This window comes from Tardiphaga sp. P9-11 (genome assembly GCF_008329525.1).
Classification (GTDB): domain Bacteria; phylum Pseudomonadota; class Alphaproteobacteria; order Rhizobiales; family Xanthobacteraceae; genus Tardiphaga.
Map to the genome: position 1 here is coordinate 686,810 of NZ_NPKQ01000001.1, position 16,255 is coordinate 703,064.

Here is a 16,255-nt window from a genome sequence, read left to right on the forward strand (position 1 = left end):
GCTATGCAGAAGCGCGACAGTAAGATCCGCCGTATTGCCGCCGTGCAGGCCAGGCTGCACCGGATTGCCGAATGGCAGCTGATGGAGTGCCAGGCACGGGAAAACCAACTCGAGGAGAAGCAGCGCCTCATTCTTGAAGGGTTCAACGACGAGAGCAAGCTTCCGGATCTGGCCGTGCAGACGGCAAGCCAAAGTCTGCGCGCCGCGAGCATCGAACAAGGCGTCGTGGCCAAGACCAAGGAAAGACTGGCAGCGCATGCCCGCGATGAAGGCCGCAAGCTGAAACACGCGCTGAAGATGGTGAAGTCGGCGGTCGAACGCACCGTTCGGGCCGATGAGAAACGGGTTCTGGACGATGAGGTCGACAAGGCCGTTCGGCGGTCGATCGAGGGAGCATAGGGCGATGAGAAATCTGACAATTGCGCAGGGCATGTCATGACAGTTGCTCCAGTATCGAACGATCTGATCGCGGAGGTCATGAAGGCGGCGGATCCGGCCGCTCAACGCGTCGCGGCAACCAGGCTCGAGCGTATGGCGCCGGCAGGCGAGGCGAATTTTGCATCTGCGGTCGCCGGCGAGTTCGCTGCAGGGCAGGCCGCGCAGAGTGCGAAGTCTACCCCCATCAACGGCGGAGAGATAGCGTCGACGCCGATCATCCGGAAGACCGAGGGAAGCAACCCGGTCTACCGGAAATTCGAAGCGTTCGTGCTGCAGATGTTTGTGGAAACGATGCTGCCGAAGGACGCCGAGGACGTGTTTGGTAAGGGCACCGCCGGCAACATCTGGCGTTCGATGCTCGCCGAGCAGATCGGCAATGAAATGGCAAAGGGCAATGGCGTCGGTATCGCCAAGCAGCTGACGAAATCGCGCCCGACATCGGCACCCACTTCCGAAGGCTAACGGCCGCTTCCGGCCATGACAGTAGAGATCGACATGGAACAGATCGAACATCAGACCTCAGTTATCGCCGTCGAGGCGCAGGCCCTGGCTTTGTCCGAGGCCGACCTTTCCGAACTGGCTACGCAAGAAGCCTCTGTTTCTGGCGAGGGAGGCGAGGCGCCTGGTTTATGGCTCGGCACCCAGAGCAGCACATTGACCGCGATCGATCGGTTGAAAGCGACCATCGACGAGGAGACGGACAAGCTTGAAGCCCGTGCTACAGTGGACTTCGATGGATTCAGCCAGCGCAAGAATCGCGGTTTGCTTGAATTAACCCGCGCAATGCGGCTGATGCAGGACGTCAAGACGGATCCCCGCATCACACCGCAACTGACACAGTTGCGCGCGAGCTTGATCCGTAATCAGGCCGCTCTGCAGATCCATCTCGATGCCGTACGCGAAGTGTCAGCAATCATCGCACATTCGATACAGGAGGTTGAATCGGACGGCACCTATTCACTGACGATTGCGGGCAAGCGTAAATGATGAAGCTGCTGATCACTGGCATTTGGGCCTGCCTCGTCACCGTGGGCACAAGCTTCGGGATCTCCTACTGGCAGGAGACGGCGGCCGCATTGCCCGCGAAGCAGGATCAGCCTGAGGGACTAGTTTATGAAAAGGTTAAAGTGATCAATGTGCCGATGATCGCGGACGGCAGCGTTCAGGGATACGTCATCGCGCAACTTGTCTTCACTGCAAATGCCAAAGTCCTGCGCCAGCTTCCGGTGCCACCGGAACCCTTCGTTGTTGATGAAGCATTTCGTACGATTTATGGCGATCAAAGGCTCGATTTTAAGAATCTCGGCCGTTACGACCTCGCGCAATTCGCACAGACCGTGCGCGCGCAGGTCAACAAGCGTCTGCAGACGGAAGCGCTGCAGGAAGTCCTGGTGCAGGATTTCAATTATGTTTCGAAGGATCAGATTCGCCGCTGACACTGCAGCGAGTGGTCATCGCTGTGGTACAGTGATGCAGAATGATCTGGCGTGGTGAATGTGTGGTACTTTTTGTTGCGCGAGAATCTCTGTGTCTTGCACAGGAATTCAGGAGGAGGCGGTGGACGCCAACGCCGTGATTGGCGTCCTCTTTCGCGTAAGGCGCGAGCCTTAGTTCGCCTTCGAAACAGGCGCCTCGTTAGCGGGGCGAGACTTCAGATCGTCTAGCCGGTAGCCCATGTAACGCTTCGATTCGATGGGGTCGAAGCCGAGATGATCGCGTAGCTTCTTGCGCAGCTTGCTGACGTGGCTTTCGATCACATTCTCATCAAAGCTGGCATCGAACAGACCATAGATGGCATTGAAGAGTTGCGTCTTCGTCAGCCACTTGCCCTGATGCCCGACCAGGTGTTCGAGAATGCGTAGTTCACGCCGCGGTAAAATCAATGTTCGGCCGGCGACTTCGGGGTCGCGGCCATCGAGAAACACGCGGATCACGCTTGTCTGCGCGGGCTCGTGCTGATCGATGGTGCGGCGGCGAATGACGGCCGTCCGTACCATGATCTCACGGACATGAACGGGAGCATGGACGACGTCATCGACGCCGGCTTCGAACAATTCGATGGTCTGCTTGAGATGCTTCAGGCTGTTGAGCGCAATGATAGGCGCCCGTGACCTGTTGCGGATGCTGGACGGGATGCTCGTCCGGTCAGGACAATCGCCGAGCAGAAAGGCCCGAATGACAGTCAAATCATTACCAACGGCACATTCCAGCCAATCGCGAAAGTCTGTGGAAGTGAAGCCAATCGATACAACCCCTTCGCGATCAAACCCGGCCGCATAGCCTTGTGTGACGCCCTCTCGGTCATCGATTACAACAAACATTTTAATCCCCTGCGTGTTCGCCTTGATATCGTTATGGGGTCGAATTAGGCGCACTCGCCCCATTTTTGTCTTGAAGACGCAACACAACAGTTACTTTAGCGGATGGATGGGCCTTTGAGCGATTCGCTGACTTGCAAATAGGAGGCCCGGTCGCTTTTACGGGATACCCAATGCTGTGATGCGGTCAGCTTACGTTCTCCGGCTGGCATTCATCCGTAGCTCCAGAGAGCTCCCTCTCATTATGTGAACACGATATGACATCTCATGGTCGTGCACGGTCGGTGGCCGAACCGAGTCCGCGGTAATGTCAAAATCGGGGAAATGGCTGATCGCGTGCCGTGTCGTCGATACTTGGCGCTTTGATCGGCTGAACTTACCCGAATTGTCACACACACGAATCGGCGTACGGATCATCAAGATGATACCGCATCATCAAGTAATCGAGCTGCACAAATTTGCAAAGAGTCGTGCTCGCGAACCATGCAGTTGACGCAAACTAACAAGTGGATAATTCGTGAGGGGCCACGCGATCGCCGGATTTTTCTCGTGCTGGACTGTCCCGCGACCTGCCGTTGCAAACGTAGTTGCGACGCCGTCGTGCGGAACCAGTGAAGTACCACACGGAAAAACGCATCGATTATCGTGCGCAGACATATGAAGCGAGAATCTGTTCGTCATGAGCTGGGTAGCAACATGCGATGACGCGGGCAGGATGCCTGCTCGGATCGGTCAATACGGACATCCAATCTCAGGAGTGTGCCGTATCGGGCAATCGGATCGCTCGATGCGAATCCGAAGTTGCCGATCTTGTCGGCGTCGTCTTCAATAGTCATCCAGCGTGTCACGAGCGTCCTGCCTGTGCGTGGCCGTAGCGTCAATCAGTCAAAGTTCAGCGACCCGAGAGGATGACGCCTCTACTGGTCAGAACCTGCCAGCGGTTGTTTTCGTTCTTGATTTCCTGAACCCGGCCGAGAGCAGGGACATCCTGCCCCGGCACGACTTCGATCACGCCGGTCTTCCCCTCGAGCACGGCGGCGCCGTCATAGGCGCGTCGTACGTGCCAACCGGGAATGACTTCACGAGAAGTACTTGCTGGCCGTTGCGCCTGGGGCTGCACCGTACCGGTGATATCGGGAGCATTCGCTAGCGTTGCCGTGGCCTGCATCACCGGCGGTTTCTCTTCAGCGATGCGCGTAGATTTCGCAGCCAACGCTGCTTGCTCGCGCTCGGCGCGATCCTGTGCGCGACTTGCCTGCTGGGCGGCTTGCGTACGCGCGGCCTCAGCCGCAGCACGACTGGTCGCCACATCGTTGGTCATATCTGCAACTTGCCGCCGCAACTGCGCGACGGAATCGCGAATGTTGCGAATATCTGCGTCGGATACAGTCGAGGAGGTGATCGGCCGCAGTAGCAGATAGGCAATCGCACCGGCGGAAACGAGTGTCGACAGGCCTACGACTATTGCAAGAGAGAAAAAAGGAGCTCTCCATGCAGGTGATTGTAACGGTCTTGCGACAATGCGGGCCGGCGGCACAGTGAAGCGCACCTTTGCCTTGATCGGCTCTTCGCGGGTGGAAACGCGAGCGCGTTGCATATTTGCCCGCGCCTCGCTGGCGAGAAGCTCGTCGATCGCGGCGGCAGCAGCAATATGAGGTTTTGGCGTGGAGTGTGAATTCGCTGATTGCTCACGAAACAGGCTGCCGTTTTCCACAGCGCTTGACCGTGAATCCGACGGTATCTTGGACATCGTCATGCTGATCTTTGCATTGGTCATGACTGTCTGTAGTGGCAATCAAATCGTAAGAGCGGCGTAACAAGCGAAGCTTGCGCGAAGCCGTCGAGATAGATCTGTGTGCTAACGATCAACCGACGGTCGATCTCCATCGCGCGACTATGCATATCGTTTGAACGATGATCGGGTGCTGTCCGCGCCGACATGTCGTGCACAAGAGCGCATAGGAGTTGTGTAGTTATTGGTGTGGTCTTCGTGTGGTAGCGAGCTGCTAGCCAATCATCTCACGACTGTCACGGAGCGGCGATTTGATCGAGGAATGGAAAATGGCGCAGGCACGATCAACGAGATGAGAGACAATCAAATCAAAGTCGACCCAAAAATATTGAAATTGATTCGTAAAAATATAGATGAGTCGAGCTGCCTCACTCCAAAATCTATCAGATCAAATCGGTAAATCCGCGCATTGAGTTAAATGCCGTAAATCTTGATAATAGATCGATAGGGGCTATTCATCGGTTGATGAAGTGGCGTTTTAAGAAACCGACACTATTGCCGTGGCCATGGATATCGATCTCAAAAGCCTTCGCGATTACGTGAAATTGTTGAAAGCCGAACGGCAGGATTCGCCGATCGGCAAGATCAAATCCGGCGCGACTGAAATTATTCGAAAGAACCTTCGGGAACTGGAGCGGATGCACCGTGAAGACGGTGCGACGTGGACCGAAATTGCTGCGGGCCTTGCTGCGCAGGGCGTTACCCAGGGTGATGGTCAGCCCATCACTGGCCGTCGCCTCACAGCTCTGATGCATAATATCAGGGTGCAGGAAGAACGGAGTCTCGCCCGGGGGAAGGCGTTCGTTGATGCGCCTGATCAGGAGCCGCCCGAACCACAAGGCACTGCCGACTGAGTTTCGTTGCGAATTGTCAAGTTCGATCCACTCCAATGACCTTGACGACCTTCTGTCACCAAGGTCGTTGGAGTGAATCGAGTAGAAAGAGGATAGGCATGGTGCTCCTGCCGCGTTGCGGCATGCGCTCTGCCTTTGGCGTTCGCTCGACGTTGACTGTCTTGTGCGGCGCCTGTCCTTCAGCACTGACAGTTCGGGCGCTCATCAACTGATCCTGCAGTGTCAACGGTCGCGGGGCGTGGAAAGTGAAAATTGGAAATGCTCAAGCGACCTTCAACAGGTCGAGCAGCGGTCCCAAGACTGACGCAGCCGCGGATGAAGGGTGTCCGATCGCAGGCACTCCGGGAGAGGCTGAAAGGCGCCTTGAGGCCAGTTTGCCAAAAACGCTTGGAAGCTTCGCAAGTTACAGCCTTCTTCGCTCTCGTCAGACGCGCTTTTTTGTTGCATTCATGTCGTGTCGCGCATCAATCCGTGATGGCGATACCCGTTCTATTGTAACTCCTGTGAGCTGGCCTCGTCTGTTAAGGAATTCCATCGGTGAGTGCGACGGCAGAAAGCCCAAATAGGAGCAGACCGAGAATTCTCGAATTGGGCTCCTGGCACTACTGCAAGGATATCTATCCCGAAGAGACCGATGTGCTTTGGACGGGGGAACGTCCGATCCCTCGCGGGCGAGCGGCGAAAGGCTTCGCGGACTGCACGCCCTGGCGATTCATCAAGGCGATGCGTGAGGCGCGACGCGGAAAATACGACCTGATCATTGTCTATATGCCACTACGCCCAGCGTGGCATCCGCGCTATTGGCTACGCGCTTTCTTCCGGCAACCGCTCCGCCCGCTATCCGCGATGACGAGAGTGTTGGGCGTCTCCTGGCTAAGATTCGTGAAGCCTCCCGTGCCGATCGCCGTTCTGGATATGAACGACGCCTTCATCGTCGGCTCGCATAACTTCTTTCTGCTCGACAAGGCCGCCGCGGTTTTCAAGCGCGAGCTTCCCGTCGATCGGTGGCACATTCTCTGCCACTCGGCCCATCCAGCACTTCCGACGCGGCGCATACGGCGCAATCGACGCTGGAACGAACGTCTGGCGAAGATACGCCCCATTTCGCTTCCTGCAGCAAGGATCGATACCGATAGCGAACCTCCGGAAAAGACGTCTGACGTGTTTTTCGTTGGCGAAGTCGCGGAAAATTCGTGGGTACGCCGTGTCGGTCTTTCAGAACTCGAGGCGTTGAGAAGCAAGGGCCTCAAGATCGATATTCCGCATGAGAGGCTACCGCATGGCGAATTCCTGCGGCGGCTTTCGAGCGCATGGCTGGCATGGTCACCGTCGGGCTATAGCTGGGAGTGCTATCGGACCGCCGAGGCGGCGCAATGCCTGACCGTTCCGGTTCTCAACTATCCGACGGTCGAACGTCACGCGCCCGTTCGAGAACACGAGCATGTTCTGCTGTACGACGTGACTCCAGGCAGTCTGTCGTCCGTCATCGAGCGCGGCCTGAGCGACAAGCCGCGTCTGCGCCAGATGGCACTGGATCTGCGCAATCACGTTCTCAAATATCATCTGCAGGAAGCGATGGTCGATTATGTGATCGACGACACGCTGCACGCCGCTGACCGAAGGTCTTGACGCCGCCGAGGTCCGGCGCCGCCATCCGTGGGGTCACTCGGCTGGACCGGCTGAAAGGGTGTCTAGCGCGATCTGGCAGGATCAGATGACAGGCGGTCGGCGAAGCAAAGCCGGTCGCCAGAGCATCCTCTCAAGCTCCCGGCCCAAATAGACGATAAGGGTTGCATACGGATGTGGCACACTGAGGGTCTCTACCGCCGTCCCGCGTATTCCGCCGCGAGGATGCTTTCGAGTTCCGCGATGAACATGCGGACTTTCGGCAACACAAGTTTAGCGCTCGGGTAAACGATCCAGATCGTGTAATCACCCGGGCTGGCGCCGTCGAGTTCGAGGCGAACGAGCGTGCCATCCAGTAGATTCTCGCGGACGTTCCAATGAGAAAGGAGCGTGACCCCCGCGCCGTGCACGCAGGCATCATGCACGGCGTCGGCGGTGGCGGCCAGTCGCACATTTATGGCCACCTGCCGCTCGCGGCCGTCGATCAGAAGTGGCCAACGGTTCATTCCAGAGAGCGAGAGGCAGGCGTGGTGCTTCAGATCCGCAGCGGTGCTAGGCCGCCCGAATTCTTCGATGTAGCTGGGAGCCGCCACCAGCACGCGGGGGCTGATTCCGAGTGGGCGGGCCACTAGGCTATTCTCTCTGGGCTCCGTGAATCGGATCGCGAGGTCCATCCCGGTCCCCGTGATGTCCACGACGTCGTCGGTCAGCTCCAGGTCGATCCGAAGTGAAGGGTGGGTCTTCAGCAAGCGTGGAACGATGGGAGCGATGAGCTTTCGCCCGAAGGCCGTCGAGGTGTTCACCCGCAGCGTTCCGGAGACGCCTTCCTTGGCGGCACGAAGATTGGCGCGTGCAGCGAGCTCGCCTTCGACGAGCGCCTGCGCGTAGGGCAGGAAGGCTTCGCCCTCCGGCGTCAGCGACATCGAACGGGTCGTTCGGTGAAACAGCCGGACGCCGAGATCCTGTTCGAGGGCGGCTAGCCGGCGTGTCGCCACCATGGGAGAAATGCGCAGCCGCCGGGCGGCACCCGCGAGGCTTCCCGCCAAGGCTGCATCGACCAGAACGGCGACGGCTTCGGTGTCCATTGTATCGAAATCCGATATGACGGCTTCTCAATGTCCGACACTACTGCGGAAATCGATGCAGCGCTAGTTGTGGTTCAGGAACGCATTCAAGGAGTTTCCGATGTCCGAACTTGCAACTCCCTCTGTCGAAGCCGCCACTCGACCGTTGGGGCGGCCACTGGCCTTTGTCATGGCCGCGGCGACTGGCATCGCGGTAGCCAACATCTACTACAACCAGCCGATGCTCGGGGTAATTCAGTCCGCGTTTCCCGGGCAGCGCGCCGCGGAGCTGATCCCGACGGCCACCCAGATCGGCTACGCGGCCGGCCTGTTTCTCTTGGTGCCCCTGGGGGACATGATGGATCGGCGGCGGCTCATCATCGTGCAATTCGGTTTGCTGGCCATGGCGCTCGCACTTGCCGCCATGGCGCCGACCGCCTGGGGGCTGGTCGCGGCGTCCTTGGTGGTCGGAATGACGTCGACTGTCGCGCAACAGATTATTCCGTTCGCGGCATCTCTGGCGTCGCCGGAGCGGCGCGGCCAGACCGTCGGCACGATCATGTCTGGACTGCTGTGCGGGTTGTTGTTTAGCCGCACATTGGCAGGCTTCGTCGCGAGCCATGCAGGATGGCGGGATATGTTCTGGTTGGGCGCCCCCCTGGCAATCGTTGCCGGAACAACGATGGCGATCGCTCTTCCTCGAAATCACCCCCACGTCGCGATGCCGTATGCCGATGCCATGAGGTCCATGGCAAAGCTATGGAGATCCGAGCCGACACTTCGTTCGGCGACATTCGCGCAAGCCGCTCTGTTTGCGTCTTTCACGGTCTTCTGGACTATCCTCGCGCTTCATCTACGCGAGCCACATTTCGCTCTCGGCGCGGATGTCGCGGGCCTCTTCGGGATCGTGGGTGCCGTCGGCGTCTTTGCGGCCCCGATGGCCGGTCGGCTTGCGGATCGCCGCGGACCGCGCATGGTCGCCGGTGTCGGCATCGCGATCGTGGTTGCCTCGTGGTTCATCTTCGGCTTCTGGAGCAGCCTGCTTGGGCTAATCGTGGGCGTGGTCGTTCTTGATTTCGGGGTGACTAGTGCATTGATCTCCAACCAGCACGTCGTCTTCGGGCTTCATCCTCAGGCTCGCGGAAGAATCAACACGATCTTCATGACCGGCATGTTTCTCGGCGGATCGCTGGGATCGGCCGGTGCGACGATCGCCTGGAACGAGGGAGGTTGGATTGCCGTGAGCATGTTCGGCGCTGCACTCGCGCTATTTGCGGCCGGTGTCCACGTCTATGTCCGCACGCGATAAATGCGACCGCAGCGAACCGGATGAATGGCGTAGCCTTGAGAAAAACGACTCCCGACCTGATGCGATAGGCCGGGATTTAACATATCCGACCAGCGCATTGTTCTGCCATCGCTGAGAGACCGCACAGTGTCTTGCGCTACGGTGCCAAGATCCTCGAAAACCGAGCGAATGGCAGTTCATGCCGCTAAGCGGACATCGTGGCAAGAAAGGTACGACCTAGGTTAGGTGTGCCTGGATTGCCCTGGCGACAGATAGCCACGAGATATAACGCCGAGGCTTCCCGCAAAGAATGGCTGCGTTGAGCCGTCATGAGCAGCGCATTTCGACGCGCTCGTGCGGCGGCAGCGTTGCACCAGTTGTTAGGGTTACAATCGTTGCAATCCTCAATTCTTCGATAGCAGAACCGTAGTATAGTTGGCTGATACCCACTCAAAATAACCAACAAGGAAGTGCACGTGCCCGATCCAGATCCGGCGCAATTACTCTATACCGTGAAGCAAGTGCCGGGATCTGGAAACGCCAGGCGAAGCTCGTCTCGGGAAAGCCGTGCAGAAGGACCACAGGCGATCCGGCACCGGCTTCTAGATAGAACTGTCGGATGCTATTTGCCCGGCAAGTGGTTCGGCGAACGGCAGTCATCGATCTCGCCCCTAACTCTGTATCCGCTGGTATCTTTAGGGCGGGCGGGCCTGTCTGGGATTGCAGGCTTTCGCGTCACTTTGTACGATTGCGTCACGGTCGGGCCGCAAAGCTCCGCGACGTTAAAATTTTTCTTTTTTCCCTGCTCATTGTCGGGGAAAAATCCAAGACACGCGAATGTCGTTCGTGTTGGTTTTCCAGGTCGCCGGCAACCGATTGCTATGCCAGGGAAAGCTGAAACGCTCGTTCAGACCGCTGATCGGATAGAAATTACGTGGGCCCACGCGGACTTCATCACGTCACGACAATCATTAGCGATGTGAGGCGCGCAGCCACCTTTTATGGCCACGTGCTGGGGCTGAAGCGTGTCAAGAAGACGGTTTGCTACGATGATCCCGGGAGCTACCATCTCTACTACGGCGACGATGCTGGCAGCCCAGGTGCATTCGTGAGCACCTTGGCTTGGAACTGCGTCACCCCAGGAATAACGGGCGTCGGTGAGGTGGTCCAGACGGCGTTTCGCGTGGCACCGAATTCTATCGACTGGTGGAGCGATCGGCTCAAGTCTTTCAACGTATACCATCGATTGGAGGCGTCGCCGTTTGGTGAACGGACACTTTGTTTCGCAGATCCGGATGGCACCGCGCTGGCATTTGTAGAGTCGGGGGAAGAGTCGCCGCCGATGGCCGGTGAACCCCTCGGGTCCCGCCCTTCACTGCCTGGCCTTCACAGCGTTACCCTCAATGTCCGAGAGCGGGACGCGACCATCGACATACTTCAGAATGTCCTCGATTTCGAAATCGTATCTCAGTCGGATGGAGCGATGCGCTTCGTTGCTCACGACGGACCGGGCGGTTCGCTCACTTTGCGTATCATCGGAAAATCATCGAGAGGCAAGCTTGGCGGCGGAACTATTAGACACATAGCCTTCCGCGCAGCGAACTCCGATGATCGTTCTGAGATGGTCGAGAAACTTCGGTTGGCATATGGTATTGCAGTTAGCGACCCGATTGAGCGGACCTACTTGAACGCCGTCGGTTTTCGGGCGCCCTGCGGCGTTCTGTTCGAGATTGCCACCGAAGGTCCTGGATTTACGGTCGACGAGGCGCCGGAGAAGCTCGGTGAGAACCTTCAACTTCCGGTCTTTCTGGAAGCGCGCCGTTCTGAGCTGCAGGCGATTCTGCCACCACTCGATTAAGCGATGCGCCACAGCAACGACCGATCGGTGGAACTGCGACAAGCGCTCTCAGCGGCGGCCTAGTGGCCCTTGCCCTGCATGAATTCGCCAAGCCGAGGGCAGACGAAGTCGAGGAATGCCCTGACACGATAGGGCTGACGGGGGCCTCCGAGATAGAGGGCGTGGATCTGCTCCTCGTCGCCTACAGTGCCCTCAAGCACTTCGACCAAGCGGCCATCCGCGATGTCGTTGCGAACATGATAGTCGGCCAGCCGAGCAATCCCAATGCCCGCGATTGCCATTCGGTGCAGAGTTTGAGCGTTATTCGCGACGAGCGTTCCGTTGACCGCCCTGTCAACGATGCGCCCACTTTCCTTTAGAGGCCAAACGGGGTTGGAGCGGCGGAAATTGAATCCGAGGCAGTTGTGATCCGCAAGATCGTCGATCCTTATCGGCGTGCCGCGGCGATCGAGGTAGTCAGGAGAGGCCACGATCCTCCTTTTGACAACGCCGATCCGTCGGGTGGTTATCGTCGAGTCTTGCAACGGACCTACACGGAAGGCGATGTCGGTCCGGTCGAGGTATAGATCGACGATTTCGTCGGAGAGGGAGATGTCGACCACGATGTCAGGATGAGCCTGCCAAAAGGCTGGGAGCAATGGCTCAAGGGCGAGGACTCCAAAGGCGACGGATACATTGATGCGGATTGTCCCACCCGCCATCAGCGCCCCCTGAGAGATGGTCCGCTCAATGTTGTCGAGTTCGGCAAGAAGAGCGATACTCTTCTCATAGTAGACTTGACCTTCTGATGTCAGACACAACCGCCGCGTGGATCTCTCGAACAGTCTCACGCCAAGCCGCGCCTCGATCCTTCCGATGAGCTTGCTGACGGTGGATGGCGTCATCAGAAGGAGACGGGCCGCTTCCGAAAATGTCCCAATTTCCACCACGCGCAGGAAGACCTGCATCTCGCCGACTCGATTATCGATCGCCACGTCTCACCTATGAAATTGTTTCACAGATGATGTGGAACTACAGCGGATTATCAAGTCCAAAACCGTCTTCTATGGTTGTCAAAAGCGAGGTCCAGCTCTGGGTTGCGTATTGTCGCCTTTGCTACGATGAGTGTGTAAGTAGTCGGATGTACCTTTGGCGGGCATTGCCAACTAAATAAGGTCGCAAAAGTCTCCATTATTTCAACGGTCTTGGACGATTCGACCACCTGGCGTGATCGTTCGTCAGGGTGTATCGGCTGTTCGGTTGTCCAACGAAGGATGGCTTTGGAGTTCCAATGAGGCATGACTCTCAGGTTGAATCCGACGGCTTCTATGGTCGTCGTCTCAGTCAGCATCTTGGAATGGATGGGGACTGCCTTTTACGCGTCAAACGCGAAGGGCAATTGGCCGTTGCGGTGACTCGGCTCTCCTGTTCTCACTTCATAAGAGAGCGGAGTGCTCCGATCCCTTCCGAACCCGCATTCAGCATTTTGCATCAACTCGGTGACCTCGAAAAGCATTCGTGCTGGCTCGCCGGCCAGGCGAGGTACTCGGGAGCTTTCGCCGCGGGAACGGTCAGCGTGATCGATCTTCGAGACAATCCGCAATGCGAATTCAGAGGGCCGTTCGATGCTGTCCAGTATTATGTTCCGCGTAATGCTCTCGACGATTTTGCTCATGAACACAGAGCTAAGCCTATCTCGACGCTGAGATGGAGCAGGGATGAGCGAGACCCTTATGTGTCGACGCTGTCGAGTGTCCTACTAAGCGCGGTCGAGCAGGAGACGACGACGAACCAACTGTTCGTCGATCAGATCGGTTTGAGCTTACTTGCCCATTTCGCGCAGACTTATGGCGGCATGCGCCCACGTGATAGCGGGCGCAGCGGAGGTCTGGCGCCTTGGCAGGAGCGTCGCGCCAAGGAAATCATGCGTGCGCGGCTTAATAGCCAACTGACGATTGCCGACGTCGCCGCAGAATGCAAACTGTCGGCGAGCCATTTTGCGCGTTCATTCCGTCGCAGCACGGGTGTGGCTCCGCACGAATTTCTTTCCGGTCTCCGTGTCGACGAGGCCAAGCATTTGATGCTGACGACGAAACTTCCGCTTGCCGATATCGCATTGATCTGCGGGTTCGGCGATCAAAGCTATTTCACCAGAGTGTTCACCCGCAGCGTCGGTGCCAGCCCCGGAGTCTGGCGGCGGGCTCGGTCCGAAGGCTGAAGCCGACCTCGCCGTGGCGACTCAGACAGGATGAATCATATCGCGGGCATAGGCTAGGCCGATTCCGTAACCCCCTGCATGAGTTTCGACGATCGCGCGTGCGCTGTCGTAGGTTTCATGTCTCGTCCAGTCGCGCTGCAGCTCCAGAAGTACCTGGATCCAAGACGAGAGGTGAGCGCCTGCGGCTTGGAGTCTGTTCAGGGCCAGGTCATGACTTGCGGTTGTGAGCCCTCCGCACGCGTCCCCAATCACATAGACTTCCAGACCCGCTGACAGCGCCGACAGTACCGCGAACGTGACACAAGCTTCGGTCAGCAGGCCCGACACGATCAAGCGCTTCCTGCCGGTGGCGAGGACGGCTTCGCGTGCTTTGTCGTCTTCCCACACATTCATGTTGTGCCGGTCGATCGGCACGATGCCGGGCAATACTGCCTTCACCGAGGGCATCAGGGGCCCGCTGTAGACCTTCGTCGCCGACGTGGAGGCGACGACGGGCAGGTTGAAAACCGTTGCGGTTTTTGCGAGCGCGACGACGTTGTTCATGAGGACCTGTCGATCGATCGAGCCAACTCCGAAAGCGAGACCGGCCTGTTGGTCGATCAGGAGCAGAGCGCAATCCTTTGGCTCGAGCAGATGAAGAGGATCCGAAGTCATCCATGCCACTCCAGAGCAGGCTAAGCTTTAAGGAAAGCGAGGAGGTCCTCGTTCACCTGATCCGCATGCGTGGTCGCCGTCGCGTGTGGGGCGCCGGGATAGGTCTTGAGCGTGGCATCCTTGATCAACTCGGCGGCCAGCTTGCCGGTGTAGGGAAATGGCACGACCTGGTCGTCTTCGCCGTGGATCACCAATGCAGGGACGTCGATCTTGGCCATGTCTGGCCGAAAATCGGTTTCAGAGAACGCCGTAACGCAATCGATGGTTGCTTTGACCGATGCCTGAAGGGCGATCTGCAGCGTCTGCTTGAATACCCCCTGAGAGACCTTCGTGCCGTGGTTCGTGCCATAGAAGAGAGTGCTAAAGTCGTCAAGAAATTGGGGACGGTCCTTGACCAGGCCGGCCTTAATGCCGTCGAAGACTGATTTATCGACGCCGTCGTGGCTGGCAGTCTTGACGAAGAGTGGTGTCACGGCGCTGATCAGCACGAATTTTAACACACGCGACGTTCCATGTCGCGCGACGTAGCGCGTGATGTCTCCTCCGCCCATCGAAAAGCCGACAAGTGTCACATCGTTCAGGTCAAGATGCTTGACCAGCTCGGCGATGTCGTCCGCAAAGGTATCGTAGTCGTAGCCTGTCCAAGGCTGGCTCGATCGACCAAAGCCTCTGCGGTCGAACGCGACGGTCCGATAGCCATGCTCTGCAAAAAAGAGCATCTGTGCGTCCCACATATCTGCGCTCAGAGGCCACCCGTGGCTGAATAGGATGGGCTTACCGCTGCCCCAGTCCTTGTAGTAAAGCTCGGTACCGTCCCGCAGTTTCAGCAAGGCCATCGTTCGCTCCTGTGACGAATTTATGGGGAACGGGCGTCGGGGTCTGACCGCCTCCGAACATCCCTAACGCAACGTCGCGGACGAAAGGCGCGTTGGCTTGGACGGTCCGAGCGTCCTTTGGACATGCTGGCTGCTCCACCTCGGAAGCTCACTCGGCGTCACTCGATCGCCAAGTGGTCGCTCCGCCGCGAGTATCGGGGCAGAGTCCAAGCCATGACGAAATCGTCCAAGCGCTGATCCACGTCCATGGTTCACGATGAGCACACTCTTTCAATCCCTGTTGCTTGATCGACTCCACCGATCACAAGGAGAATCTCCCGATGTCCAAACTCGATATGCTCACCCCAGACAACAGCGCCATTGCACTCATCGATTACCAACCGGCGATGTTTCAGGGCGTCCAGTCGCATGATCGTCTTGTGACACTCAACAACGTCCAGATCCTCGCTAAAGCTGCCAAGCTCTTCAAGATTCCGACCGTTCTCACCACCGTTGCAGCAGAGTCGTTTTCTGGCCCGTTCATCCCCGAGGTGGTGTCGCTGTTTCCGGGGCAGGAGATCATCGATCGCACCTCGATGAATTCCTGGCTCGATCCCAACTTCCGCAAAGCTGTCGCCGCCACCGGCCGCAAGAAATTCGTGATTGCCGGTCTGTGGACCGAAGCCTGTGTGATCTTCCCGACCCTGGACATGCTGCGCGAAGGCTTTGAAATCTACATTGCCGCCGACGCTTGCGGCGATCTCTCGCCCGAAGCGCATGAGCGAGCCATGCAGCGCGCCATCCAGGCCGGCGCCGTGCCGATCACATCCTCGCAATATGCTTATGAGCTGCAGCAGGATTGGGCGCGCAGCGAAACCTATGAGGGCATGATGGACATCCAGCGCGCGCACTCGCCTTACGGCATCCAGATCCGCTTCTCGAAGTGGGCGCTTGGCGAGCATGCCAGCGAAGGCGGCCCGGCCAAGTAAGCCGTCGCGTCACATAACCAAGGATAACGACATGAAAGCGCACATGATCTCGCTGGGCGCAGGCCTGCTGGTGGGCGTCATCTACAGTCTGATCAATGTGCGCTCTCCGGCGCCACCGGTGGTGGCGCTGGTTGGCCTGCTCGGCATTCTCGTCGGCGAGCAACTGCCGCCGCTGGTGCGCACGCTCTGGCAGAAGGAGCCGATGGTGCAGTCCTGGCTCGACCAGGTGAAACCACACATGTTCGGCCATCTGCCAAAGGGCCAGCGTTCCGATGCACGCGTCGCTGCCGACAGAACACCGCAGCCGCCAGCCGGCGGATAGTCGCCGGCACCCGCCTCACGATTACATCGACCATTCCATT

Annotated in this window: 18 protein-coding genes; 11 read left to right on the forward strand and 7 right to left on the reverse strand. The window is 58.1% G+C overall.

The window, feature by feature from the left end; genetic code table 11:
- Nucleotides 1-3: 3 nt before the first annotated feature.
- Genes CIW50_RS03245 through CIW50_RS03260 form a run of 4 tightly spaced genes read left to right on the forward strand, consistent with a single transcriptional unit; the run spans nt 4 to nt 1,874 of the window.
- Complete coding sequence (locus CIW50_RS03245) at nt 4-399, forward strand: hypothetical protein (protein WP_149529810.1); 396 nt, start codon at nt 4-6, stop codon at nt 397-399.
- A gap of 36 nt (nt 400-435) precedes the next feature.
- Nucleotides 436-900, forward strand: a complete 465-nt coding sequence (locus tag CIW50_RS03250; RefSeq protein ID WP_149529811.1) for a rod-binding protein — start codon at nt 436-438, stop codon at nt 898-900.
- A 33-nt stretch (nt 901-933) separates the two neighbouring features.
- Nucleotides 934-1,425, forward strand: coding sequence for a hypothetical protein (locus CIW50_RS03255; RefSeq protein WP_246664118.1), 492 nt, complete (start codon nt 934-936; stop codon nt 1,423-1,425).
- The gene (locus tag CIW50_RS03260) at nt 1,422-1,874 is read left to right on the forward strand and encodes a hypothetical protein (protein WP_149529812.1); all 453 of its coding nucleotides are present in this window, start codon (nt 1,422-1,424) and stop codon (nt 1,872-1,874) included. Before CIW50_RS03255 ends, CIW50_RS03260 begins: the two co-directional genes overlap by 4 nt.
- Nucleotides 1,875-2,045: 171 nt before the next feature.
- Here the strand turns inward: CIW50_RS03260 and CIW50_RS03265 are convergent, their stop codons facing one another.
- Both CIW50_RS03265 and CIW50_RS03270 read right to left on the reverse strand, forming a co-directional pair.
- Complete coding sequence (locus CIW50_RS03265) at nt 2,046-2,759, reverse strand: response regulator transcription factor (RefSeq protein ID WP_149530391.1); 714 nt, start codon at nt 2,757-2,759, stop codon at nt 2,046-2,048.
- Between the two features lie 889 nt (nt 2,760-3,648).
- Entirely contained in the window at nt 3,649-4,533 is an 885-nt protein-coding gene (locus tag CIW50_RS03270) for a hypothetical protein (RefSeq protein ID WP_149529813.1), read from the reverse strand.
- A gap of 521 nt (nt 4,534-5,054) precedes the next feature.
- On the opposite strand from CIW50_RS03270, the gene CIW50_RS03275 reads away from it, so the two are divergent.
- Together CIW50_RS03275 and CIW50_RS03280 are read left to right on the forward strand one after the other, a co-directional pair.
- On the forward strand, nt 5,055-5,402 hold the full coding sequence (locus CIW50_RS03275; RefSeq protein WP_149529814.1) for a hypothetical protein: 348 nt from the start codon (nt 5,055-5,057) through the stop codon (nt 5,400-5,402).
- An 894-nt stretch (nt 5,403-6,296) separates the two neighbouring features.
- Entirely contained in the window at nt 6,297-7,031 is a 735-nt protein-coding gene (locus tag CIW50_RS03280) for a hypothetical protein (RefSeq protein WP_149529815.1), read from the forward strand.
- Nucleotides 7,032-7,222: 191 nt separating this feature from the next.
- Here the strand turns inward: CIW50_RS03280 and CIW50_RS03285 are convergent, their stop codons facing one another.
- Nucleotides 7,223-8,113, reverse strand: a complete 891-nt coding sequence (locus CIW50_RS03285) for a LysR family transcriptional regulator (RefSeq protein WP_149529816.1) — start codon at nt 8,111-8,113, stop codon at nt 7,223-7,225.
- A 100-nt stretch (nt 8,114-8,213) separates the two neighbouring features.
- On the opposite strand from CIW50_RS03285, the gene CIW50_RS03290 reads away from it, so the two are divergent.
- On the forward strand, nt 8,214-9,401 hold the full coding sequence (locus tag CIW50_RS03290) for an MFS transporter (RefSeq protein WP_149529817.1): 1,188 nt from the start codon (nt 8,214-8,216) through the stop codon (nt 9,399-9,401).
- 429 nt (nt 9,402-9,830) lie between these two features.
- Here CIW50_RS03290 and CIW50_RS03295 read toward each other — a convergent pair whose 3' ends face one another.
- Nucleotides 9,831-10,040, reverse strand: coding sequence for an alpha/beta fold hydrolase (locus CIW50_RS03295; protein WP_502707350.1), 210 nt, complete (start codon nt 10,038-10,040; stop codon nt 9,831-9,833).
- A 274-nt stretch (nt 10,041-10,314) separates the two neighbouring features.
- Here CIW50_RS03295 and CIW50_RS03300 point away from each other — a divergent pair, with 274 nt between their 5' ends.
- Nucleotides 10,315-11,238, forward strand: coding sequence for a ring-cleaving dioxygenase (locus CIW50_RS03300; RefSeq protein ID WP_149529818.1), 924 nt, complete (start codon nt 10,315-10,317; stop codon nt 11,236-11,238).
- Between the two features lie 59 nt (nt 11,239-11,297).
- On the opposite strand, the gene CIW50_RS03305 is transcribed toward CIW50_RS03300, so the two are convergent.
- A complete protein-coding gene (locus CIW50_RS03305) occupies nt 11,298-12,206 on the reverse strand; it encodes a LysR family transcriptional regulator (protein WP_149530392.1) in 909 nt (302 codons plus the stop codon).
- A gap of 302 nt (nt 12,207-12,508) precedes the next feature.
- Between CIW50_RS03305 and CIW50_RS03310 the strand changes: the two genes are divergently transcribed.
- Entirely contained in the window at nt 12,509-13,435 is a 927-nt protein-coding gene (locus CIW50_RS03310) for a helix-turn-helix domain-containing protein (RefSeq protein WP_149529819.1), read from the forward strand.
- 21 nt (nt 13,436-13,456) lie between these two features.
- Here the strand turns inward: CIW50_RS03310 and CIW50_RS03315 are convergent, their stop codons facing one another.
- Both CIW50_RS03315 and CIW50_RS03320 read right to left on the reverse strand, forming a co-directional pair.
- Nucleotides 13,457-14,089, reverse strand: coding sequence for a hydrolase (locus CIW50_RS03315; protein WP_149529820.1), 633 nt, complete (start codon nt 14,087-14,089; stop codon nt 13,457-13,459).
- Between the two features lie 20 nt (nt 14,090-14,109).
- Nucleotides 14,110-14,925 carry an alpha/beta fold hydrolase gene (locus tag CIW50_RS03320; protein WP_149529821.1) on the reverse strand — a complete coding sequence of 272 codons (816 nt, stop codon included), beginning with the start codon at nt 14,923-14,925 and terminating at the stop codon, nt 14,110-14,112.
- 320 nt (nt 14,926-15,245) lie between these two features.
- Here CIW50_RS03320 and CIW50_RS03325 point away from each other — a divergent pair, with 320 nt between their 5' ends.
- The gene (locus tag CIW50_RS03325; RefSeq protein WP_149529822.1) at nt 15,246-15,893 is read left to right on the forward strand and encodes a hydrolase; all 648 of its coding nucleotides are present in this window, start codon (nt 15,246-15,248) and stop codon (nt 15,891-15,893) included.
- A 31-nt stretch (nt 15,894-15,924) separates the two neighbouring features.
- Nucleotides 15,925-16,215, forward strand: a complete 291-nt coding sequence (locus tag CIW50_RS03330) for a XapX domain-containing protein (protein WP_149529823.1) — start codon at nt 15,925-15,927, stop codon at nt 16,213-16,215.
- Nucleotides 16,216-16,255: the final 40 nt, after the last annotated feature.